The organism is Streptomyces sp. DSM 42067 (assembly GCF_055792885.1).
This window is the reverse complement of sequence record NZ_CM147706.1, coordinates 7,231,456-7,252,635: the sequence shown is the minus strand read 5'-3', so window position 1 is coordinate 7,252,635 and position 21,180 is coordinate 7,231,456. Positions and strand designations below refer to the sequence as shown.

Annotated in this window: 18 protein-coding genes; 9 read left to right on the top strand and 9 right to left on the bottom strand. The window is 71.9% G+C overall.

Going from position 1 to position 21,180, the window contains the following annotated elements; genetic code table 11:
- The first annotated feature begins 130 nt into the window (after positions 1 to 130).
- From ACSMXV_RS32660 to ACSMXV_RS32645, 4 genes are all read left to right on the top strand, one after another.
- Positions 131 to 301 (top strand): DUF5670 family protein, encoded by a 171-nt coding sequence (locus tag ACSMXV_RS32660; protein ID WP_473174733.1) that lies wholly within the window; start codon positions 131 to 133, stop codon positions 299 to 301.
- A gap of 207 nt (positions 302 to 508) precedes the next feature.
- A complete protein-coding gene (locus tag ACSMXV_RS32655) occupies positions 509 to 2,041 on the top strand; it encodes an FAD-dependent oxidoreductase (protein ID WP_473174732.1) in 1,533 nt (510 codons plus the stop codon).
- A gap of 19 nt (positions 2,042 to 2,060) precedes the next feature.
- A complete protein-coding gene (locus ACSMXV_RS32650; protein WP_473174731.1) occupies positions 2,061 to 2,276 on the top strand; it encodes a hypothetical protein in 216 nt (71 codons plus the stop codon).
- Between the two features lie 107 nt (positions 2,277 to 2,383).
- Entirely contained in the window at positions 2,384 to 3,598 is a 1,215-nt protein-coding gene (locus ACSMXV_RS32645; RefSeq protein WP_473174730.1) for an RNA-guided endonuclease InsQ/TnpB family protein, read from the top strand.
- A 124-nt stretch (positions 3,599 to 3,722) separates the two neighbouring features.
- Here ACSMXV_RS32645 and ACSMXV_RS32640 read toward each other — a convergent pair whose 3' ends face one another.
- Positions 3,723 to 5,045 carry a glycosyltransferase 87 family protein gene (locus tag ACSMXV_RS32640; protein WP_473179128.1) on the bottom strand — a complete coding sequence of 441 codons (1,323 nt, stop codon included), beginning with the start codon at positions 5,043 to 5,045 and terminating at the stop codon, positions 3,723 to 3,725.
- Between the two features lie 56 nt (positions 5,046 to 5,101).
- Positions 5,102 to 6,538 (bottom strand): polyprenol phosphomannose-dependent alpha 1,6 mannosyltransferase MptB, encoded by a 1,437-nt coding sequence (gene mptB, locus ACSMXV_RS32635; RefSeq protein ID WP_473174729.1) that lies wholly within the window; start codon positions 6,536 to 6,538, stop codon positions 5,102 to 5,104.
- A 231-nt stretch (positions 6,539 to 6,769) separates the two neighbouring features.
- On the opposite strand from mptB, the gene ACSMXV_RS32630 reads away from it, so the two are divergent.
- Positions 6,770 to 7,216 (top strand): SRPBCC family protein, encoded by a 447-nt coding sequence (locus tag ACSMXV_RS32630; protein ID WP_473174728.1) that lies wholly within the window; start codon positions 6,770 to 6,772, stop codon positions 7,214 to 7,216.
- 10 nt (positions 7,217 to 7,226) lie between these two features.
- On the opposite strand, the gene ACSMXV_RS32625 is transcribed toward ACSMXV_RS32630, so the two are convergent.
- The 5 genes from ACSMXV_RS32625 to ACSMXV_RS32605 all read right to left on the bottom strand — a co-directional run bounded on the left by ACSMXV_RS32625 (position 7,227) and on the right by ACSMXV_RS32605 (position 13,799).
- Positions 7,227 to 8,474: a glycoside hydrolase family 6 protein gene (locus tag ACSMXV_RS32625; RefSeq protein ID WP_473174727.1), complete on the bottom strand. Its 1,248-nt coding sequence runs from the start codon at positions 8,472 to 8,474 to the stop codon at positions 7,227 to 7,229.
- Positions 8,475 to 8,645: 171 nt separating this feature from the next.
- On the bottom strand, positions 8,646 to 9,839 hold the full coding sequence (locus ACSMXV_RS32620) for an XdhC family protein (protein WP_473174726.1): 1,194 nt from the start codon (positions 9,837 to 9,839) through the stop codon (positions 8,646 to 8,648).
- A 65-nt stretch (positions 9,840 to 9,904) separates the two neighbouring features.
- Positions 9,905 to 12,289 carry a xanthine dehydrogenase subunit D gene (pucD, locus tag ACSMXV_RS32615; RefSeq protein ID WP_473174725.1) on the bottom strand — a complete coding sequence of 795 codons (2,385 nt, stop codon included), beginning with the start codon at positions 12,287 to 12,289 and terminating at the stop codon, positions 9,905 to 9,907.
- Positions 12,290 to 12,291: 2 nt separating this feature from the next.
- A complete protein-coding gene (locus tag ACSMXV_RS32610; RefSeq protein WP_473174724.1) occupies positions 12,292 to 12,909 on the bottom strand; it encodes a (2Fe-2S)-binding protein in 618 nt (205 codons plus the stop codon).
- Positions 12,909 to 13,799, bottom strand: coding sequence for an FAD binding domain-containing protein (locus ACSMXV_RS32605; protein ID WP_473174723.1), 891 nt, complete (start codon positions 13,797 to 13,799; stop codon positions 12,909 to 12,911). Before ACSMXV_RS32605 ends, ACSMXV_RS32610 begins: the two co-directional genes overlap by 1 nt.
- A 293-nt stretch (positions 13,800 to 14,092) precedes the next feature.
- Between ACSMXV_RS32605 and ACSMXV_RS32600 the strand changes: the two genes are divergently transcribed.
- Together ACSMXV_RS32600 and ACSMXV_RS32595 are read left to right on the top strand one after the other, a co-directional pair.
- On the top strand, positions 14,093 to 15,829 hold the full coding sequence (locus ACSMXV_RS32600) for a PucR family transcriptional regulator (RefSeq protein ID WP_473174722.1): 1,737 nt from the start codon (positions 14,093 to 14,095) through the stop codon (positions 15,827 to 15,829).
- 241 nt (positions 15,830 to 16,070) lie between these two features.
- Positions 16,071 to 16,853, top strand: a complete 783-nt coding sequence (locus tag ACSMXV_RS32595) for a hypothetical protein (RefSeq protein WP_473174721.1) — start codon at positions 16,071 to 16,073, stop codon at positions 16,851 to 16,853.
- Positions 16,854 to 17,206: 353 nt separating this feature from the next.
- Here ACSMXV_RS32595 and ACSMXV_RS32590 read toward each other — a convergent pair whose 3' ends face one another.
- Positions 17,207 to 17,989 (bottom strand): GntR family transcriptional regulator, encoded by a 783-nt coding sequence (locus ACSMXV_RS32590; protein ID WP_473179127.1) that lies wholly within the window; start codon positions 17,987 to 17,989, stop codon positions 17,207 to 17,209.
- A 384-nt stretch (positions 17,990 to 18,373) separates the two neighbouring features.
- On the opposite strand from ACSMXV_RS32590, the gene ACSMXV_RS32585 reads away from it, so the two are divergent.
- Both ACSMXV_RS32585 and ACSMXV_RS32580 read left to right on the top strand, forming a co-directional pair.
- Positions 18,374 to 19,258: a (2Fe-2S)-binding protein gene (locus ACSMXV_RS32585; RefSeq protein ID WP_473174720.1), complete on the top strand. Its 885-nt coding sequence runs from the start codon at positions 18,374 to 18,376 to the stop codon at positions 19,256 to 19,258.
- A gap of 234 nt (positions 19,259 to 19,492) precedes the next feature.
- Positions 19,493 to 20,566 (top strand): DUF2637 domain-containing protein, encoded by a 1,074-nt coding sequence (locus ACSMXV_RS32580; protein ID WP_473174719.1) that lies wholly within the window; start codon positions 19,493 to 19,495, stop codon positions 20,564 to 20,566.
- Between the two features lie 43 nt (positions 20,567 to 20,609).
- Here the strand turns inward: ACSMXV_RS32580 and ACSMXV_RS32575 are convergent, their stop codons facing one another.
- Complete coding sequence (locus ACSMXV_RS32575; RefSeq protein WP_473174718.1) at positions 20,610 to 21,041, bottom strand: ATP-binding protein; 432 nt, start codon at positions 21,039 to 21,041, stop codon at positions 20,610 to 20,612.
- Positions 21,042 to 21,180: the final 139 nt, after the last annotated feature.

Below are 21,180 nucleotides of genomic sequence, written 5' to 3'. Positions count from 1 at the left end.
GCGACAGGCCGTTGAAGACACGAAACGGACGTGGACCGGACGCGAGACGCGAACAGGAACCGATCAAGAGAGGCCTGACAGCAGTAAAAGGGGATTTTTCGGGCAGTCGGAAGGTCAGGAGGTGCTTGACATGATCCCGCTGCTCTTGGTGCTCCTGGTGATCCTGATCCTCTTCGGAGCCGGATTCGCCGTGGACGTCCTGTGGTGGATCGCCCTGATCCTGCTGATCGTGTGGATCATCGGATTCTTCTCGACCCGTACGGGCTCTGGGGGCGGACGGACGCGCTGGTATCGCTGGTAGGCGGAGGCGGATGCCGCAGGGGCGGCGACCACATGGGGCTGCCGCCCTGACGCGTGCGCCCAGCGGTGCTCGACCCGCGCTCATCCTCGACACCGACACCCACACCCCCACCCAACCCACACCGGCACAAGCTCGCATAACGGGCGAGCACCCGCATAACGGGATTCATCGATGCTTCAGCCGGACGTTCCTGGGGACCCGGCAGCCATGGCTATGACTGCGGCCCTTCCCGGCGTGTACGAGTCGTACTGGATGGCCTCGGCCGAGTTCCCCTCTCATCCTCCGCTCACCGAGGACACCGAGGCGGACGTGGCCGTGGTCGGGGCCGGCATCGCCGGGCTCTGCACGGCCTGGGAGCTCGCCCGCAAGGGGCGGAGCGTGGTGGTCCTGGAGGCGTCCCGCGTCGCCGCGGGTGTCACCGGCCATACGACGGCGAAGCTGACGGCGCTGCACACCCTGATGTACGACCACCTGCGCCACACGCGGGGCCCGGACGGGGCGCGACTGTACGCGCGTTCACAGTCCGACGCGATCGAGCACGCCGTGGCGGTCGCGGACGAGCTCGGCGCCGACTGCGATCTGGAGCGGGTCCCCGCGTTCACGTACTGCGAGGACCCGGAGCGGCTGGACGGGATACGGGCCGAGGCGGACGCCGCCCGGGAGGCGGGCCTTGACGCCTCCTTCGTCACCGAGACCGGCCTGCCGTACCCGGTCGCGGGCGCGGTCAGGGTCGAGGACCAGGCGCAGTTCCATCCCCGAAAGTACCTACTGGCGCTGGAACGGGACCTCCTGGCACACGGCGGGAGGATCTACGAGGGCACCCGTGTCCTGCGCCTCGACGAGGGCGCGCCGTGCCTGCTCGGGACCGAGTCGGGGGTGACGGTCACCGCCTGGGACGTCGTCGTCGCCACCCACTACCCCGTCTTCGACCGGGCGTTGCTCTTCGGCCGCCTCTCGGCCCATCGCGACCTCGTCGTGGCAGGGCCGCTTCCGCCCGACCGGGATCCCGGCGGCATGTACATCACGCAGGAGGAGAACACCCGTTCAGTACGCACGGCCCCCTTTGGCGACGGGCAGCGGCTGCTGATCGTCACCGGCGAGCTCGCCAGGCCCGGGACGGGCGACACGGATCAGCGCTTCCGGAACCTGGCCGACTGGACGCATGAGCGTTTCCCCGGCGTGGAGATCACCCACCGCTGGGCGGCGCAGGACAGCGATCCCACGGACACCGTGGCGCTGGTCGGACCTCTGCATCCCGGCGCCGCGCATGTGTACGTGGCGACCGGGTTCGGCGGATGGGGAATGAGCGGCGGGATCATGTCCGGCCGGCTCCTCGCGGACCTCGTCACCGGCGAACGGCCCCCCTGGGCAGGCCTGTACGACCCACGCCGGATGCGGAGCCTGCTGCGCGAGGCACCGGCCTTCGTCCGGCACCAGCTGGAGACCGGCCGCCACTTCATCGGCGACCGGCTGAGCTCGGTGACCATCCACTCCGTCGACGACATCGCTCCTGGCAGCGGCGCCGTGGTGCAGCACGGCGGGCGGCGCTGCGCGGTGTACCGCGACGAGGACGGGGCCCTGCACGGCGTGTCCCCGCGATGCACGCACCTCGGCTGCTTCGTCGGCTTCAACTCCGCGGAACGGTCCTGGGACTGCCCCTGTCACGGCTCCCGCTTCGGTGTCGACGGCGAGGTGCTCGAAGGACCCGCGAACCGGCCGCTCGACAGGCGCGACGTCTGAGTGGCTTGGTGCGCGGCACATGAGTCACGTATCAGCCGCTGCGGCGCAATCGCTCTACGCGAAGCCATCTACGCGTGCCGCACAAACCGTCTCGATCCTCGGCGTCTTCGGCGGCGTGCTCGACAAGGTCCCGCTCGGAGCCACAATGAACAAGGGCCTGACCCTGCGCATGGGCCAGCAGCACGGCCAGCGCTACCGGGGATTCGCACTGCATCGGCGTTCGCGCCGGTGGTGAAGCGAATGGGAACGTGGCGACGGGAGAGCGTCGCCGAATCGTTCCAGCGGAGCTGGATTTGGCTGAGGCGTCCCGGGCTGTCAGTGGCCGGTGTTAGCGTCCGGGTCATGCAGCTTCGTTATGCCTTCCGCCTCGACCCTGGTCCGGGTCAGCGCACCGCGCTGGCCAGGGCGTTCGGGTGCGCGCGGGTGGTGTACAACGACGCGATCGCGGCGCGGGAGCGGGCGGCGGGGGAGGCGTTTCCCACCGCGGCGTCGCTGTCGAAGACGCTGATCACCGAGGCGAAGAAGACCCCTGAGCGGCACTGGTTGGGCGAGGTGTCGGCGGTGGTGCTGCAGCAGTCGCTGCGGGACGTGGAAAGCGCCTACCGGAACTTCTTCGCCTCCCTGAAGGGTGCGCGTAGTGGGGCGCGGGTGGGCGCGCCGCGCTTCAAGTCCCGCAGGGATGCCCAGCAGGCGATCCGGTTCACCCGCAACGCCCGCTGGAAGATCACCGAGAATGGGCGGCTGCTGCTGCCGAAGATCGGCGAGGTGCGGGTGCGCTGGTCGCGGGCCCTGCCCTCGATCCCGTCCAGCGTCACCGTGATCCGGGACGCGGCGGGGCGGTTCTTCGCTTCCTTCGTCATCGAGACAGACCCGGACGCCGACCTGGCGCGGATGCCCGACACGGACCAAACGGTCGGGGTCGATCTGGGGCTGAACCACTTCGCGGTCCTGTCCGACGGCACGAAGGTCGACTCACCGCGGTTCCTGCGCCGGGCCGAGAAGAAGCTAAAGAAGGCCCAACGGGAGCTGTCCCGCAAGCAGAAGGGCTCGAAGAACCGGGAGAAGGCCCGCCTGAAGGTGGCCCGCGCGCACGCCAAGGTGGCCGACGCGCGCCGCGAGTTCCACCACCAGCTCTCCACGAAACTGATCCGCGAGAACCAAGCGGTCGCGGTGGAGGACCTGGCGGTGCGAGCGTTGGCACGTACCAGGCTGGGCAAGAGTGTCCATGACGCGGGCTGGTCCGCGTTCGTGGCAATGCTCGAGTACAAAGCGGCACGCTATGGCCGCACATTTGTAAAGATCGGCCGGTTCGAGCCCACCAGCCAGGTGTGCTCCGCCTGCGGGATCAAGGACGGGCCCAAGCCCCTGCATGTGCGGGAGTGGACCTGTCCCGCGTGCGGAACGGTCCACGACCGGGACCACAATGCCGCGAAGAACATCAAGGCCGCCGGACTGGCGGTTTCAGCCTGTGGAGCGCAGGTAAGACCGGAACGTGTTCCGGCACAGCGCGGTGAAGCAGGAAGCCATGGAATCCGAACCGGAGCCAGTGCCGCGTAGCGGCACAGTCCCGGACCGGAAGGCCAGAATCCCCGGGCTTCAGCACGAGGAGCAAGTCAACAGATGTTCGAGGAGAATTTCCGCAGCGGTGAACTCGACGCCGTTCCGGTCGTCTTGGCCCTCCTTATCTCTCCCGCGCATCCTGGCAGTCGCCCGGGGCCCGGCGGTCCCGGTAGTCGTCCAGGGCCCGGCCGTCCGGTACGGACGCCGCGGCCACGGCCCGCCCGCGCACCGGGAGCCACAGCAGCAGCCCCAGCGTGATCCACACATAGACGTTGCTGCCGAGGAACCCGTCGATGCCGGACGCGTCGTCGTACCAGAGCCACACCACGCTGCTGCACAACACCGCGTACACCGTGCCCGCCGTGGCGAGAAGCCGGCGCCGGGCGCCGGTGCCGGGAGCGTGCCGCAGTCCCGCGTCGGCGAGGACCGCGAGGGCCGGCAGCAGCCAGACGAGGTGGTGCACCCAGGTGATCGGGCTGATCAGGCAGGCGGCGAGGCCGGTCAGGGCGAAGGCGGCCATCGTGTCGCCGCTGCGCAGTGCGCGGGAGGCGCGCCGGGCCCATACGCACAGGACCGCCACGCCGGCCAACGCCCAGACGACGCGGTCCGGTTCGGCGGGCTGGGCGAGGCGGGCGAGGACGCCCTGCAGCGACTGGTTGGACACGTAGGCGAGCTGCCCGATGCGGTCGGTGTCGCGCAGGGCCTCGGTCCAGTAGAAGCGGGAGGCGTCGGGCGCGGCCCACGCGGCGAGCGCCGTCCCACCGGCTGCGACGCCCGTCGCGACAGCGGCGGCGCGGGGCCGCCGGGCAAGCAGGAGCAGGCCGATGAAGAGCGCGGGCGTGAGCTTGACGGCCGCAGCGAGTCCGATGCCGACGCCCGCCCATCGCGCGCGCCCGCGGGCCGCGCCGGCCAGCAGCCAGGCGTCACCCAGGACGAGGGCCAGCAGCAGCAGATTGACCTGCCCGAAGCTGAACGTGTCCCGCACCGGCTCGAACAGCGCAAGCAGACACCCCAGGACCGCGAAGCCGAACCACCCGTGTCCGCCGTGCCGTCGCAGGACCGGCGCCGCCAGTACGTACAGCACGGCCAGGGCCGCGGCGATGTTGAGCAGCAGCCCGACCGCGATGGCGGTACGCAGCCCGAGCAGCGCCATGGGCAGCATGGTGACCGCGGCGAACGGCGGATACGTGAAGCCGTACGTGGTGCCCGGGACCCGGTAGTCGTAGATACCGCCGCCGTGGTGGACCCACTCGCCGACGGCGCCGTAGTAGACGCGCAGGTCGAACCAGTCGCGGTGCAGGGGCACGGTGGCGAGGAAGATGCCGACGGCGGTGGCGAGCACCAGCACGAGCAGCCGGCGCCCGCTCTCCGCGCGCGGCGCCCGGGGCCTGAAGGCGTCCCGTCCGCGCGCCCGCGACGCACCGGTCTGCTTGCCCGCCTGCATCTCGAGGCTGTCCTGTCCGGCCTGCATGTCGAGGGTGTCGTCCTGTCTGCGCGTGCTCATACGGACGGTTCCGGTTCGCGGGGCCCGGGCAGCCCGGCCGGTTGCCGCGTGGACTGGTGGACCTGCCAGAGGACGACCACCGCGAGCGCGCCCCCGGACACGGCCAGCGCCAACTGCTGGGTGTCGACGGGGCCGCCGCTCGGCAGGGCCGCCAGCGCCAGCACTCCGCTGACGGCGGCCACCCGTCGCCGTACGGAACTGCTGGGCGCCGCAGCCGCGATGAGGAACAGCCCCCACAGGACGTACCAGGGCCGGATCGCCGGTCCGAGGACGGCGATCGCGGCCAGGCTGAGCCCGACGGCGTAGACGGGGGCGGGCCGCGGGCGGCGCAGCCATATGACGAGCACGGCGACCAGCGTTGCGGCGATGCCGATCCCGTGCCAGGCCGGTGCGGCCAAGGGGGCGAGGTCGCTGCCGGCGTGGTGCAGGAGATCACCGGTGACGCGGCCGAGCACGCTGGTGAGGGCCCAGTTCTGCGGTGACACGGGGGTCTTCAGCGCCCCGATCCAGCCGTATCCCGTACCGGCGACGGCCGTCGCGACGACCGTCGTCGTGAGCGCGGCCGCCGCGGTCGTCAGCGCGGCCCGCAGTACCCGGTGCCGCCCGGTGCGGCCACGCGCCCGCAGGGCGACGACGGCCAGCAGGCCCAGCGCCGCCGGCGCCTTGACCAGGGCGGCGAGCGTCACGAGGACGGCGCCCAGGAGGTGCCACCGCCCGCTCGCGGCCACCAGCCCGACACCGAGCAGCCCCAGCATGACCGCGTCGTTGTGCGCCCCTGCCACGAGATGCAGCAGCACCAGCGGGTTGAGCGCCCCGAGCCACAGCGCGGCGGCCGGGTCGGTACCGCAGTGCCGGGCCAGCCTGGGCAGCGCGGCCGCCATCAGCGCCACCCCCAGCAGCGCGACGAACCGCATGCCCAGCACACCGGCGGACACCTCGGTCCGGGTGAGATCGGCCGTGACCTCGGCCAGGGACAGGAAGACCGGCCCGTAAGGGGCCCCGGTGTGCCGCCAGATCGGCGCCACCTCGGACACCAGCGGCCCGCCGAGCCGGGCGGGCCCGTACGCGTACACGTCGATGTGCGCGTCCACCATCGCGCCCTGCGCGAGATAGCTGTACACGTCGCGGCTGAACAGGGGAGGCGCCACCACCAGCGGGGCGGCCCACAGGGCGAGCACCAGCAGCAGAGAGCGGGGAGTCGGCGGCTCGGGACCGCGTATCTCCCGCCCCAGCAGCGCCCATGCGGCGATCAGCAGGACGACGCCGAAGTACACGCCGACCAGCCCCAGCGCCGCGCCCGCCGCCGACGGGGACAGCACATCACGGATCGGCAGCGCCCCGGCCGTCGTACCACCGGCTGCGAGGGCGGCAGAACCGATCAGTCCCAGCAACCGGCAACGGCGGAAGTCGACGGAGGCGGGTACGAGCGGCACCCGCGCAGCCTTACAACGGCGGGTGACCACGAGACGGCCCACACCTCTCGATCCGGAGACCGCGACATGTCCGGCGTCTTACGGAGACGGGAACCGGCCGGGGGACACACCTGCGCACGGGCGAGGCGGTTCACCAGACCGCGGTGCGGCCGAAAGCCGGGCCGCCGACGAGCGCACCGGGCGGCCCGCCGGCTGCCCGGCGTCGCACGACCCCACGCCTACGATCACGCAATGGCCCTCATCCGCATCGAACGGCTTTCGACCCACTCCCCCGCCGAGGCATGGCACCGCCTCACCGACTGGAAACGCCATGCGGACGTGGTCCCGCTGACCCGTGTCACCGTCACCACACGCCCGCCGACCCACGAGGGCACCCTCTTCGTGGCCCGCACCGGCATCGGACCGGCCGCGTTCGACGACCCGATGCAAGTGACGGTCTGGCAGCCTCCGGACGCCGATCACCCCGGCCGGCCCGCCCGCTGCCGCCTGGACAAGCGCGGCACGTTCGTCATGGGCTGGGCCGAGATCGAGGTCCACCCGAGAGGATCGGGTTCCCGGGTCGTCTGGCTCGAGGAGCTCCGCGTGCGCTGGCTGCCGCCGTTCCTCGACCCACCACTGGCCGCGTCGGGGCGCCTGCTGTTCGGCCGGGCAGCGGACGGCCTGCTGCGGCGCCCCTGATCAGCGGGGATCACTCCTCCGGCAGCAACGGCGGATTCGCGAACCGCACCAGCTCCAGGGCCTGTTCGCGGAACCAGTCCCCCGCGCGCGGGGCGACCATCCCGCGCTCCGGGTCCTCCGGACCTGCCGTACCGCGCAGGCACAGGCCGTCCGACTCGCCCGGGATCTTGATCCACAGCCGGGCGTCCTGGAGGGGGTCGCCGGTGCGCAGGGTCGGGCGGGCGCCGAGGCCCCGGTCGGGCGGGTTGCACCAGTCCTGCGGGTCCGTGTACTTGCCGGCGGGCGGGGTCCAGGGCCCCTGGCCGTTGCGGCTGGAGTCCGTGACGAAGTGCTTCATCCGGGATGCGGGCGTGTCCACGTTCTCGTCGAGCCACGCCTGCGCGTCCGCGCGCGACCACGACTGGTTGGGGCACGCGGCACTGTCCCCGCCCGCTTCGACATGGGCGAGGCAGGACGAGATCAGCTTGCCGTACCAGGAGTTGGCGTCGTCGGTGTTGTAGTTGGAGGCGTTGGTGAAGAAGCCGGTGGCGCGGGCGACCCCGCCCCTGACCAGGCGCGGCACGATGGAGTTCACCGAGTGCCAGCCCGGATGGCCGGTGTCCAGGTACACCCGGGTGCCGGACAGCGGTTCGAGCTTGTCCACGGCGTAGTTGACCTCGGTGTACCGGGCCGCGGTCAGGGTGCCCTGTGCGTCGTCCTGACCGCAGTCGGCGGGCACGAGGGCCAGCGAGTCCGGCTCGAGGACCACGATGGCCCGGTGGCCGCCGATGCCCCGTGCGACAGCGTCGATCCACGCCTTGTACTCGGCGGTGTTCGAGGCGCCGCCCGCCGAGTAGTTGGAGCAGTCGCGTCCGGGGACGTTGTAGAGCGCGAACACGGGGGTCGCGTCGTCGCGGTCGGCGTCGCGCACGACGTCGCGGGCGAGCTTCTCCACCTCGGCCGGACTCTGGTCTCCGTACCAGACCGCCTGCGGGGTGTTGGCCATCGCCACGATGCCCGCCGCCTCGCGGTGGCGGCCGTCGCGGGCGAGGTCAAGGGCCTGGAGGTAGGCGTCGGGGTTGGCTTCCGGCACGTAGAGGCGGGGGCCCCGGGATTCGGCTGCCGGTTCGGCCGCCGTGGGGGCCGGTGCGGCTGCGGACGCCGGTTCGGCCGCTGCGGCCGGTGCGGCGGCGACCGGTCCGGTCAGCACGGCGGCCAGGACGGCCGACAGGGCGGCAAGTGCGGCCGGGACGTATCTCGTACGTCTGATGGGTCTCATGTTGGGGTTGACTCCTGTTTCGCAACGTTCACGAGGGACTTGCGGGAGCGCTCCCACACGAGGTTCCGGTGAAGGGCATGCACGCGTCAATACTGGTGCATCAACTGAGGTTCACGAGGCGTACCAACACAGGTGCGGGAGAAGGGGTCCGCTGTCCTCCGCGAACGAACCCTACCGACGGCTCAGGCGACCGATCCGATCCTCCCCCAGTGCCTCAAGGGCCTGGGAGGTGCCCCCAGCCGCCGGCTCCGGCCCGTCGTGGTGAATCGGCGTGTGCGCCCCGGTCAGCGAAACCCCGCTGCCACCACGCCGGTTGGCCACGATCTCGGAGGCGATGGACAGGGCGGTCTCCTCCGGCGTACGCGCGCCGAGATCCAGTCCGATGGGCGAGCGCAAACGGGCGAGTTCGACCTCGGTGACGCCGACCTCGCGCAGACGTTCGTTGCGGTCGAGGTGCGTACGCCGCGAGCCCATCGCCCCGACGTACGCGACCGGGAGCCGCAGTGCCAGTTGCAGCAGCGGCACGTCGAACTTCGCGTCATGGGTCAGTACGCACAGGACCGTACGGCCGTCGACCTGCGTCGACTCCAGGTACTTGTGCGGCCATTCGACGACGACCTCGTCGGCCTCGGGGAAGCGGGCCGGGGTGGCGAAGACCGGCCGGGCGTCGCATACGGTCACGTGGTAGCCCAGGAACTTGGCCGTTCGGACCAGCGCGGACGCGAAGTCGATGGCGCCGAACACGATCATCCGGGGCGGTGGAACGGACGACTCGACGAGCAGAGTGATCGGTGCTCCGCACCGAGAGCCCTGCTCTCCTATTTCCAGCGTGCCGGTACGGCCCGTGTCGAGGAAGGCATGGGCCTCGTCGGCGGCGGTGCGGTCCAGTTCGGGGTGCCCGCCGAGGCCGCCCTCGTACGAGCCGTCGTCGCGGACGAGCAGGGCGCGGCCGAGGAGTTCGGCGGGTCCGGAGACGATCCGCGCGAGCGCCGCGGCCTCTCCTCCGGCTGCGGCGGAGAGCGCGGCCGCGAACACCTCCCTGGCGGGAGAGTCCGCGCGTACCGGGGTGACGAGGATGTCGATGACGCCGCCGCAGGTCAGGCCGACGGCGAAGGCGTCGTCGTCGCTGTACCCGAAGCGCTGGATGACTGTCTCGCCGTCGTCCAGGGCCTGTTGGCACAGCTCGTACACCGCGCCCTCCACGCAGCCGCCGGAGACCGAGCCGATCGCTGTGCCGTCGGTCGCGACGGCGAGCGCGGCCCCCGGCGGACGGGGGGCGCTGCCGCCGACGGCCACGACGGTGGCAACGGCGAAGCCGCGCCCCTGCGCAACCCACCGGGTCAACTCCTCGGCGACGTCCAGCATGTGGGTCTCCTGTTCCGGTTCCCGTTGGTGGGCAGGCGTTCCGTTCGCCGTTGCGGGCGGCGTGCCTACGCCATCCCCGTCAGGTGCTCCGGGCGGACCGGGGTCCGGTCCAGTTCCAGGCCCGTCGCCGCCCGGATCGCCGCCAACACCGCCGGCGTCGAAGACAGCGTCGGCGCCTCCCCGACACCCCGCAGCCCGTACGGGGCATGCTCGTCGGCGAGTTCCAGCACGTCGACGGGGATCGTCGGCGTATCGAGGATCGTGGGGATCAGGTAATCCGTGAAGGACGGATTCCTGACCTTCGCCGTCCTCGGGTCGACGAGGATCTCCTCCATCACCGCCATACCCAGCCCCTGTGTGGTGCCGCCCTGGATCTGGCCGACGACGGACAGCGGGTTCAGAGCCTTGCCGACGTCCTGGGCGCAGGCCAGTTCGATGACCTTGACCAGCCCCAGCTCCGTATCGACCTCGACGACGGCCCGGTGCGCGGCGAACGAGTACTGGACATGCCCGTTGCCCTGCCCCGTGCGCAGATCGAACGGCTCGGTCGGCCGGTGCCGCCACACCTCCTCGACCTCGACCGCCTCGTCCTCCAGGACGTCCGCCAGATCGGCGAGCGCCTCGCCTCCGTCGGTGACGACCTTGCCGCCCTCCAGCAGCAGTTCGGCGGTGGCCCAGGCCGGGTGGTACGACCCGAACTTGCGGCGCCCGATCTCCAGGACCTTCTCGCGGACGAGCTCGCAGGCGTATTTGACGGCGCCGCCCGTGACGTATGTCTGACGGGACGCGGACGTCGAACCCGCGCTGCCCACCTGCGTGTCCGCCGGCTGGATGGTCACCTGAGTGACACCCAACTCTGTGCGGGCGATCTGCGCGTGGACGGTGACACCCCCCTGCCCGACCTCCGCCATGGCGGTGTGGACGACCGCGACCGGCTCCCCGCCCACCACCTCCATACGCACCCGCGCGGTGGAGTAGTCGTCGAAGCCCTCGGAGAAGCCGACGTTCTTGATGCCGACCGCGTAGCCCACACCCCGTACGACGCCCTCGCCGTGCGTCGTGTTGGACAGGCCACCGGGCAGCTGGCGCACGTCGGCGCCTTCGGTGGTCTCCCACTGGCGCTCCGGCGGGAGAGGCATCGCCTTGACCCGGCGGAGGAGTTCGGCAACCGGGGCCGGTGAGTCGACGCGCTGCCCGGTCGGCATGACAGACCCCTGTTCCATGGCGTTCAGCTGCCGGAACTCCACCGGATCCATGCCGAGCTTCGCGGCCAGCTTGTCCATCTGGGCCTCGTACGCGAAGCACGCCTGGACCGCGCCGAACCCGCGCATGGCGCCGCAGGGCGGGTTGTTGGTGTAGAGGGCGATGACCTCGATGTCGACGTCGTCGATGACGTACGGGCCGGCACCGAGCGAGGCGGCGTTGCCCACGACCGCCGGCGAGGAGGACGCGTACGCCCCGCCGTCCAGAACGATGCGGCACTTCACGTGGGTCAGCTTGCCGTCGCGGGTGGCCCCGTGCTCGTAGTACAGCTTCGCGGGGTGGCGGTGGACGTGCCCGAAGAAGGACTCGAAGCGGTTGTAGACGATCTTCACCGGCTTGCCCGTGCGCAGCGCCAGCAGGCACGCGTGGATCTGCATCGACAGATCCTCGCGGCCGCCGAACGCGCCGCCGACGCCCGCCAGCGTCATACGGACCTTGTCCTCCGGCAGGCCCAGCACGGGCGCGATCTGGCGGAGGTCGGCGTGCAGCCACTGGGTGGCGATGTAGAGATCGACGCCGCCGTCCTCGGCGGGCACGGCCAGGCCCGACTCGGGCCCCAGGAACGCCTGGTCCTGCATGCCGAAGACGTACTCGCCCTCCACGATCACGTCGGCACGCCCCCGGGCCTCCTCCACGTCGCCGCGCACGATCGGCTGGCGGTGGACGATGTTCGGGTGCGGGGCGTGGGGGGCGTGGTCATCGGTACGCCCCGGATGGAGGACCGGTGCTTCCGGCGCGGTCGCGGTCGCCTCGTCCGTCACGATCGGCAGCTCGCGATACTCGACCTTGATCTTGGCGGCGGCGCGGCGCGCGGTCTCCGGGTGGTCGGCGGCGACGATCGCGACCGGCTCGCCGTGGTGGCGTACGCGGCCGTTGGCGAGTACGGGGGTGTCCTGGATCTCCAGGCCGTAGGTGCGCACGTCCGTGGGCAGGTCGTCGTACGTCATGACGGCGTACACACCTGGCTGGGCGAACGCCTCGCTCGTGTCGATCGACACGATCTCCGCGTGCGCGACCGGGGAGCGCAGGATGTGGCCCCACAACATGTCCTCGTGCCACATATCGGACGAGTAGGCGAACTCCCCGGTGACCTTCAAGGTGCCGTCGGGGCGGAGCGTGGACTCGCCGATGCCGCCGCTGGTCCGGGAGCCCTGCGTGATGTTGGTGGGCGTGCCCGTGGTTCCCATGGTCAGACTCCCTCGGACTGCCGGGCGGCCGCGAGGCGGACCGCGTCCAGGATCTTCTCGTAGCCGGTACAGCGGCAGAGGTTGCCCGACAGCGCCTCGCGGATGTCCGCGTCGGACGGGTTCGGGTTGCGCTCCAGCATCTCGTCGGCGGCGACCAGCAGTCCGGGCGTGCAGAAGCCGCACTGCACGGCCCCGGCATCGATGAACGCCTGCTGGATCGGCGAGAGCGTCGCACGCGAGGAGGTGGCCGTACCTTCGCCGGTCGCGGAGTCCGTCGGCCGGGCTTCCCACTGCCGGGCCGCGTCCAGCGACGTACCAGGGCCGGATGTGCCGCAGGCACCCGTGGCGCAACCACCGCCCGCCGAGCGCTGCTTGGCGTAGTCGGCCAGCCCCTCGACCGTCACCACGTCCCGGCCCTCCACCTGTCCGGCAGCGACCAGGCACGCACACACCGGCACCCCGTCCAGGCGGACCGTGCACGAACCGCATTCGCCCTGCTCGCACGCGTTCTTGGAGCCCGGCAGGCCGAGGCGCTCACGCAGCACGTACAGCAGGCTCTCGCCCTCCCACACGCCGTCGGCCTCTTGCCGGCGGCCGTTCACGCGAAACGTCACTCGCATTACGCAGCTCCCTCGGTGGTGCGGGCGGTGCCGCGGTACGACTCCCAGGTCCAGGTCAGGGTGCGGCGGGCCATGACGCCGACCGCGTGACGGCGGTAGCTCGCCGTGCCGCGGACGTCGTCGATCGGGTTGCAGGCGGCCGCGCACAGGACCGCGAACTGCTTGGCGACCGACGGGGTGATGATCTTCCCGTTGTCCCAGAAGCCGCCCTCGTCGAGCGCCGCGTTCAGGAACTCCTCGGCGGCCTTGGCGCGGATCGGCGTGGGCGCCGCGGAGCCGATGCCCGTACGGACGGTCCTGGTCTCGGGGTGCAGCGCGAGGCCGAAGGCGCACACGGCGATGACCATGGCGTTGCGTGTGCCGACCTTCGAGAACTGCTGCGGCCCGTCGGCCTTCTTGATGTGGATCGCCCGGATGAGCTCGTCGGGGGCGAGCGCGTTGCGCTTCACGCCGGTGTAGAACGCGTCGATCGGGATGCGCCGGGAGCCGCGTACCGACTCGACCTCCACCTCGGCTCCGGCGGCGAGCAGCGCCGGGTGCGCGTCGCCGGCGGGCGAGGCGGTGCCGAGGTTGCCGCCGACGCCGCCGCGGTTGCGGATCTGCGGGGACGCCACGGTATGCGAGGCCAGGGCCAGGCCCGGCAGCTCGGCCCGCAGATGCTCCATGATCCGCGTGTACGGGACGGAGGCGCCGAGGCGGACGGTGTCCTCGCCGACCTCCCACTCGCCCAGCTCGCCGATGCGGTTCAGGTCCAGCAGGTACTCGGGCCGCCGGTGGTCGAAGTTGATCTCGACCATCACATCGGTGCCACCCGCGATCGGCACGGCCGTGGGGTGCTCGGCCTTCGCGGCGAGCGCCTCCTCCCAGCCTGCGGGGCGAAGGAAGTCCATGGTGGCTCTCTTCTTCGAATTCAGCTCGTTCATGGGATGTTCACGCGGATCAAGGTCAGTACACAGCGCTGTACTCCGCCGGGGTCAGTCACGGAAACCATGAAGGAGTTGGCTGACCAGAGCACTACTCTTGTAGATTCGTATGAACGGCGATCGCCGGTAACGCCGTCGTCTTCGCCCGGAAACGAAGAGCCCCGGCACCGACCACGACGACCCCACCGGCACCGACCGTGACCACCCCATCGACACCGAACCACACGCACCATCGAGAGAGATCGGCGGCGACGAGAACCATGCGCCTGCGCGCACTGCTGGACACCGACGCGCTGGGGCTGCGGCTGCTAGGCGGCGAGAGCGAGCTGGACCGCACCGTACGCGGTGTGATGACGACGGACCTGCGGGACCCCAGCCGCTATCTCTCCGGCGGTGAGCTGGTGCTCACCGGCCTGGCCTGGTGGCGCGGCGCCGCGGACTCCGAGCCGTTCGTACGGATCCTCACCGGCGCGGGCGTCGCGGCGCTGGCGGCCGGTGAGGCCGAGCTCGGCGCCGTCCCGGACGACCTCGTCGAGGCCTGCGCGCGCCACCGCCTGCCGCTGTTCTCGGTCAACGAGTCCGTGGCCTTCGCCACGATCACCGAGCATGTCGTACGTCAGGTGTCCGGCGAGCGCGCGGGCGACCTGGCGGCCGTGGTGGACCGGCACCGCCGTCTGATGACGCCGGGCCCTGGCGGCGGCGGCCCCGACGCGGTGCTCGACCTGCTCCGCTCCGACCTGGACCTGCGCGCCTGGGTGCTCTCGCCCACCGGGCGGGCCATCGCGGGCTCGACCAACGGGGGACCCGCTTCGGCGCCGGACGTGCGCGCGAGGCTCGCGGCCGAGCATCTGGCGGCGGTCCGCACCGGGCGGCGCGGCCCCTACCGGGTGACGGTGGGCACCACGACGTACTCGCTGTTCCCCGTCCGCAGCTCGGGGCACCGTCCGACCACGGCTACGGGCCCGGGCGCGGCGGGCTCGCGCGACGTACGCGAGACCGTGCTGTCCGACTGGCTGCTCGCCGTCGAGGCCGACGCCGGGGACTGGCCCGAGGAGCGCCTCGACCTGCTGCACGGCGTCACCCAGCTGATCGCGGTCGAACGGGACCGGCGGGACGCGGCGCGCACGGTGCGGCGCCGGCTCGCCCAGGAGGTCCTGGAGCTGGTGCAGGCCGGGGCGGCTCCGGCCGAGATCGCGGCGCGGCTGCGGGTGGCCGCGCCCGTGCTGCTGCCCGGGCTCGGCGTGGCGCCGCACTGGCAGGTGGTCGTGGCGGGCGTCGAGTGGGAGGGCGGTGACGGTGACATCGAGGGCGGACCTGTAGCCCAGGCGCTGCTGGAGGAGATCCTCGTCGATCCCCAGTCGGCCGGGCCCGAGCCGTCCGACCGTATCGCCGTCGCCCACACGGGTACGGAGGCGATCGCGCTGGTGCCGCTGCCGTCGGTGTCCGCTGGGCACGACGATGGGGGTACCTCCCATGCCCTCAAGGCAATGGGGGAGGAGTCGGGGCTGTCCGCGGAGGGCCTGCTGGAGGCCGTACGGGACCCGCTGTCTGCGGGCCTCGCCGACGACGGGCGGCTCACGCTCGGCGTCAGTGCCGCCGTCCACTCGGCGGAGGGCCTGCGCGGCGCCCTGGAGGAGGCCCGGCACGCCCGCCGTGTCGCGGCCGCCCGGCCGGGCCGGGTGTGCGCCGCCGGTCACCAGGAGCTGGCGTCCCACGTCCTGCTGCTGCCGTTCGTGCCGGACGACGTGCGCCGCGCGTTCACGGCCCGCCTGCTCGACCCGCTGCGCGACTACGACCGGCGCCACCGGGCGGAGCTCATCCCCACGCTGGAGGCGTTCCTCGACTGCGACGGCTCCTGGACCCGTTGCGCCACCCGTCTGCACCTGCACGTCAACACGTTGCGTTATCGGATAGGGCGAATCGAGCAGTTGACGAGCCGTGACCTCTCGCGCCTCGAGGACAAGTTGGACTTCTTCCTCGCCCTGCGCATGAGCTGAGGCGCCCGCGCCGACGCGCACGGTGCGTGACACCGCCGATTGCCGGGTCGGCGGGCGCGGCAGGGTCATCCGGGGCGCCTGACGAGTTGACGGGTACACCGCCTGAATCAGTCCCCGTCGGTCCACGACCGGCTCCCGTACTTTGTGAAATCCTTCACCCACCCCCTTGGCCGGGCGCTCGGATTCGTGCTGAGATTCCGCCACGACTCAACAGCTCAATGGTGTGCTCGGGGAGGGCAACGTGGCGCATACCGCCATGTCTGGTATCGGAACGACTGCAGGGGACGATCCACTCCAGACCGCGGTATGGCGGCTGCGCTCACGCGCCTGCTGGACCGATGCGGCCGCCCTGCTCGAACCGCGCGCCGGCGACGACGCCGAAGCCGCGCTGCAGCGGGTCGCGCTCCTGGTGGAGCAGTGCCTGTACACCGAGCAGGGGTGGGCCGAGGCCGAGGACGCACTGCGTACGGCGGAGGCGCTGGCCCGTGACGACGACGAGCGGGGGGCGGCCGCGTGCGAGCGCGGGCACCTCGCGTACGCCGCGACACTGCTCGGAGTACGGGACCGGGCCGACGAGGCGCGGGCCGCGCTGGGGCGTGCCGCGGCGCTCATCGCCCCGGGCGCGCCGGCGCGGGCGCTCCTCGACTTCCGGCGCGGGCTGATCGCCGAGAACCTCGCGGGTTCGCCGCAGGCCGCCCGCGCCGCCTACCGCCGCGCCCATGCCGGGGCCACCGCGCACGGCGACACGCTGCTGCTCTCCTTCACCTGGCGCCATCTGGCCGGACTGGCCCTCCGCGAGGGCGAACTGGCCGAGGCCCGCCACGGCTTCGCCGAGTCCCTCCGCATCCGCGAGGAGCTCGGCTACCTGGTCGGCACGGCTCCCGCGCTGGCGTCCCTGGCGGACGCGGAGACGGAACCGGAGGCGTCCCGCCTCCGCGCGGAGGCGGGGCGCCTCTTCCGGCTGCTCGGCGGGGTGCCGACCTGGCTGGCGAACGGGCTTACGCCGCCGGCTGCGGCGGTGTGAGGCGCGCCTGGCCTGCGGCGGGGCGTGGTGCCATCTGTGTCCGGGCGGCGGCCCGCAATTCAGCCCGTCCGGCGTTTGAGGACCGGGGATCCAGGGGCTGGCCCCTGGTTTGGAGACGCCGGTTACCGGGACCGGCCGCGCAAGCCCGCGGTGGGCGGCCCGCAATTCAGCCCGTCCGGCGTTCTAGCACCGGGAGTCCAGGGGCTGGCCCCTGGTTTCGAGACGTCGGTCACCGGGACCGGCCGCGCAAGCCCGCGGCAACGCGCGCAGCAGGCGCCGGTGCGCTGGGACCGACGGCGCGGCCCCGGGCACATGGCCCAGGGACGGCCCCGCCGTGACCCCGGGCAACACCCTCAGGCGGCGCCCGCGAAATGCTCCCGTACCAGCGACTGGACCACGGCCAGATCCTGGGCGATCAGCGCGTCCAGCAGGGCCGTGTGCTCCGCCGCGTCGGCGACGAGGCCGGCGCGGCTACGTGGCGCCTGGCCGTCGGCCGACGGCCACTGGGCGCGGCGGTGCAGGTCGTCGGCGATCTGCACCAGTTGGCGGTTGCCGGACAGCGCGAGGACGGCCCGGTGGAAGGCGCGGTCCGACTCCGCGTAGCTCGCGAAGTCGCCGCCGACCGCCGCCGCGACCGTCGCCTCGGCCAGCGGACGCAGCTCGGCCCAGCGGGCCGCGGGCACGGTCCGGGCGAGCCGCAGCATCACCGGCACCTCGATCAGGGCCCGGATCTCCGCGAGTTCGGCCAGCTCCTCGGCGGTGCGCCGGACGACACGGAACCCCCGGTTCGGTACGACCTCCACGGCGCCCTCGAGGGCGAGCTGCTGCATCGCCTCGCGCACCGGCGTCGCGGAGACCCCGAAGCGCTCGCCGAGAACCGGCGCCGAGTAGACCCCGCCCGGGGCGAGCTCGCCCTCCACGAGGGCGGTACGCAAGGCATCGAGAACCTGCCCCCGTACGGACGACCGCTGAACCGGCCGCCGCGGCGCAAGTGCACCTGCCTCCGGCAAGCCGTCCGGGGCTGTGCGGGGCAGGGGCAGCGGCGGTTCGCTGTGGGTGTGCTCGCCGCGGGCCGTGTCGCCGCCCCCGGACGGCCCCGGCTGTGCAGGGGGCCGCTGCTGCTGTGCGGGGGGCAGGTATAGCGACGGCGTGCCCGGTCGAGGCCTCGGCACACCTGTACCGGCTGCGGGCGCCGTCGGCGCAGCCGGCCGGGGACGCGCCAGGAACGGTTCGGACTCGGGCTCGCCGGGACGCGCCACGAACGGTTCGGACGCGGGCTCGGCGGAGTCGTCGGACAGCCCCGTGGGGCCCTGCTTGTCATGCGCGCCGGCCTGCTCCACGAGGTCCTCCTGCCCTGTCCCGCTGATCCTGCTCTGATCCTGCTGATGCTGCCGGTCACCCGAGGCGGAAGAAACGGTGACCCCACGCACGATAGGGCGAGCAGGCCCTGGTTCAAACCTGGATCACATCGGGTAAGGTAAGGCTTACCTGTTAACGATCGTGATGTGGTGGTGCCCCGCATGTCCCTTGTCGCCCCGCCCGCACAGGCCGAAAGCACCTCTCGCCACGGCGCCGTGCGCCCGGCCCGTTCGGCCGTCGCCGACGCGTATGCCCGGCTGACCGAGGTCTTTCCGGGGCTGGAGATCAGGGAACTGGGGCCGGACGACCCGACCCCGCGGGACGGCGGCTGGGTGGCCGCCACCCGGCTCGCGGAGGGCGGCGCGGCCCTCGACGCCTTCCTCGCCTGGGACAACGCCCAGGTACTGCGGGACTACGGACAGCAGGCACGCCCGGACGTCGTCGCCAGCTTCGGACTGCACCGTTACGCCTGGCCCGCCTGCCTGCTCATCACCGTGCCGTGGTTCCTGCACCGGCGCGTGCCCCGCTATCCCGTCGAGCACGTCGCCTTCCAGCGCGCCCGCGGCCGGATGGCCGTCCGGCCCGGCGACTTCGCATGCCTGCCGGGCGACCCGGCCGCCGCGCTGCCCGGCGCCCGCGTCGTCCCGGACGAGGAGGCCCTGCGCGCCGAGGTGCGTGCGGCGGTCGCCGAGCATCTGGAACCGGTACTGGCGGGCTTCGGGCCGCGTATGCGCCGCCGGAGCCGCGCGCTGTGGGGCATGGCGACGGACGAGGTCGTCGAAGGCCTCTGGTACATCGCGCATCTGCTCGGCGAGGAGCAGCGCGCCATGACCGAGCTGGAGCAGCTGCTGCCGGGTGCCACCCAGCCGTACGCAGGCTCGGCCGCGTTCCGGGAGCTGACGGGCCCGAACGGCGAGGCACTGCCCACCCGGGACCGCGCCAGCTGCTGTCTCTTCTACACGCTGCGCCCCGAGGACACCTGCGTCACGTGCCCGCGCACCTGCGACGCGGACCGCATCACGAAGCTGAGCGCCGCGACCGGCTGACTCTCCCCGCACAGGTCCACCTCTTACCGCAACCCGGTCCCCGCGAACCACTCTTTCCGGCACACCTGAATCGAACACAACCGCCGTACAGCAAGCGGGAGTTCGAGTAGAAGGCGGCTCTCCGCGGTCCCTCTCCCACCAATGGCGTTCTCTTGCCCCGAAACCCTCTGAGGGTCATCGGGATTGAGCCACTATGGCGCGCGAAATGCCGTAACGCGATGCAAGGGACCCCAGATGAGACTGACCGACATATCGCTCGACTGGCTGCTTCCGGGCGCCGTACTGCTCCTGGGCATGCTGGCGGCGGTGGCGGTGCTCGCGCGCAACAAGCGCGCCGGGGAGAACGCGTCCGCCGACGACTCGTGGGAACGCAGCGAGGAGCGCCGAAGGCGCAAGGAGGCCATCTACGGCACCGCCTCCTACCTGTTGCTGTTCTGCTGTGCCGCAGTCGCCGCCGCCCTCTCCTTCCACGGCCTGGTCGGTTTCGGCAGGCAGAACCTCAATCTGACCGGCGGCTGGGAGTACCTGGTCCCGTTCGGTCTCGACGGTGCGGCGATGTTCTGCTCCGTTCTCGCGGTGCGCGAGGCCAGCCACGGCGACGCCGCACTCGGTTCGCGGCTGCTCGTGTGGACGTTCGCGGGCGCGGCCGCCTGGTTCAACTGGGTGCACGCCCCGCGCGGCCTGGAACACGCGGGCGCCCCGCAGTTCTTCGCCGGCATGTCGCTCTCGGCGGCGGTCCTGTTCGACCGCGCCCTGAAGCAGACCCGCCGGGCGGCGCTGCGCGAGCAGGGCCTGGTGCCGCGCCCCCTGCCGCAGATCCGCGTCGTCCGATGGCTGCGGGCTCCCCGTGAGACCTTCGCCGCATGGTCGTTGATGCTGCTGGAAGGCGTACGCACCCTGGACGAGGCCGTCGACGAGGTGCGCGAGGACCGGCGGCAGAAGCAGCAGGAGCGGGCGCGGCGGCGCGATCAGGAGAAGCTGGACCGGGCGAGGTTCCGGGCGCTCAGCCGGGGTCCCCTGGGCTGGTCCGTGCGCGCCGGACGCCAGGTGGAGCTGCAGTCGGGACGCCATGTCGAGCTGGGGGCCGGGACCCAGGGCGCGCCGTCGGCACAGGTCGGCGCGGAACCTGCCATACCCCCGCCGGAGCAGCGGCCTTTGCCCGCCCCCTCGCGTCCCTCCCTGCAGCCCGTCAGGAATGGCGCTGAACCGGTCACCGTCGACCTCACCGCCGAGGACGACACCATGACCCTGCCGCGGCTCGACTCCCTCGAGCGCAAACTCAAGGACCTCGAGCAGCAATTCGGCTGAACGAGCGGCGATTCACATGACCCCGGACGGCGGTGTTGCGGCATCACACAGCACCGCCGCCGTCCAGCTCGAACCACACCGCCTTCCCCACGCCGTGCCTGTGCACACCCCACGCGTCCGCGAGAGACTGAACAAGCAGCAGTCCTCTGCCATGCGTACCGTCACCGGTCTCCGGTACCCGCAGCTGGGGTATGCGGCCCACGAAGTCCCTGACCTCCACCCGGAGGCGGCGGCCGACGGTGGCGGTGAGCACCGCGTCATGGTCGGTGTGCACCAGCGCGTTGGTGACGAGTTCGGTGGTGAGCAGTTCCGCGGTCTCCGATCTTCCCGGGCTTCCCCATTGCCGCAGCAGCTCCCTCAGTGCGTGCCGCGCCTCGGGTACCGCTCGCAGGTCGGACCGTCCGATGGTGCGCCGGAGCAGTGTCTGCCTGTTCGGTCGCGTCGTCGTATCCCCCGTTTCCCCGTCGGTCGACATCTCCGCTGTGCTCGTCGGGGAAGCCCCTGCCGCGTTGGGACCGCCCTCTCGTACCTGCTTCGCCATAACCCCCGCCTGTACGAACGCAGTTGTTTCGGTTCCCTCCTGATCGAACGCGTACACGGGGATGCATGCCCCA

Bases quoted from the DNA above. Each gene is read 5' to 3' on its own strand.
- ACSMXV_RS32580 (WP_473174719.1), top strand. From the start codon at position 19,493: ATGAGACTGACCGACATATCGCTCGACTGGCTGCTTCCGGGCGCCGTA.
- ACSMXV_RS32585 (WP_473174720.1), top strand. From the start codon at position 18,374: ATGTCCCTTGTCGCCCCGCCCGCACAGGCCGAAAGCACCTCTCGCCAC.
- ACSMXV_RS32605 (WP_473174723.1), bottom strand. From the start codon at position 13,799: ATGGACTTCCTTCGCCCCGCAGGCTGGGAGGAGGCGCTCGCCGCGAAG.
- ACSMXV_RS32660 (WP_473174733.1), top strand. From the start codon at position 131: ATGATCCCGCTGCTCTTGGTGCTCCTGGTGATCCTGATCCTCTTCGGA.
- ACSMXV_RS32645 (WP_473174730.1), top strand. From the start codon at position 2,384: ATGCAGCTTCGTTATGCCTTCCGCCTCGACCCTGGTCCGGGTCAGCGC.
- ACSMXV_RS32610 (WP_473174724.1), bottom strand. From the start codon at position 12,909: ATGCGAGTGACGTTTCGCGTGAACGGCCGCCGGCAAGAGGCCGACGGC.
- ACSMXV_RS32655 (WP_473174732.1), top strand. From the start codon at position 509: ATGGCTATGACTGCGGCCCTTCCCGGCGTGTACGAGTCGTACTGGATG.
- pucD (WP_473174725.1), bottom strand. From the start codon at position 12,289: ATGGGAACCACGGGCACGCCCACCAACATCACGCAGGGCTCCCGGACC.
- ACSMXV_RS32575 (WP_473174718.1), bottom strand. From the start codon at position 21,041: ATGTCGACCGACGGGGAAACGGGGGATACGACGACGCGACCGAACAGG.
- ACSMXV_RS32640 (WP_473179128.1), bottom strand. From the start codon at position 5,045: ATGCAGGCGGGCAAGCAGACCGGTGCGTCGCGGGCGCGCGGACGGGAC.
- ACSMXV_RS32625 (WP_473174727.1), bottom strand. From the start codon at position 8,474: ATGAGACCCATCAGACGTACGAGATACGTCCCGGCCGCACTTGCCGCC.
- ACSMXV_RS32600 (WP_473174722.1), top strand. From the start codon at position 14,093: ATGCGCCTGCGCGCACTGCTGGACACCGACGCGCTGGGGCTGCGGCTG.
- ACSMXV_RS32620 (WP_473174726.1), bottom strand. From the start codon at position 9,839: ATGCTGGACGTCGCCGAGGAGTTGACCCGGTGGGTTGCGCAGGGGCGC.
- ACSMXV_RS32630 (WP_473174728.1), top strand. From the start codon at position 6,770: ATGGCCCTCATCCGCATCGAACGGCTTTCGACCCACTCCCCCGCCGAG.
- ACSMXV_RS32650 (WP_473174731.1), top strand. From the start codon at position 2,061: ATGAGTCACGTATCAGCCGCTGCGGCGCAATCGCTCTACGCGAAGCCA.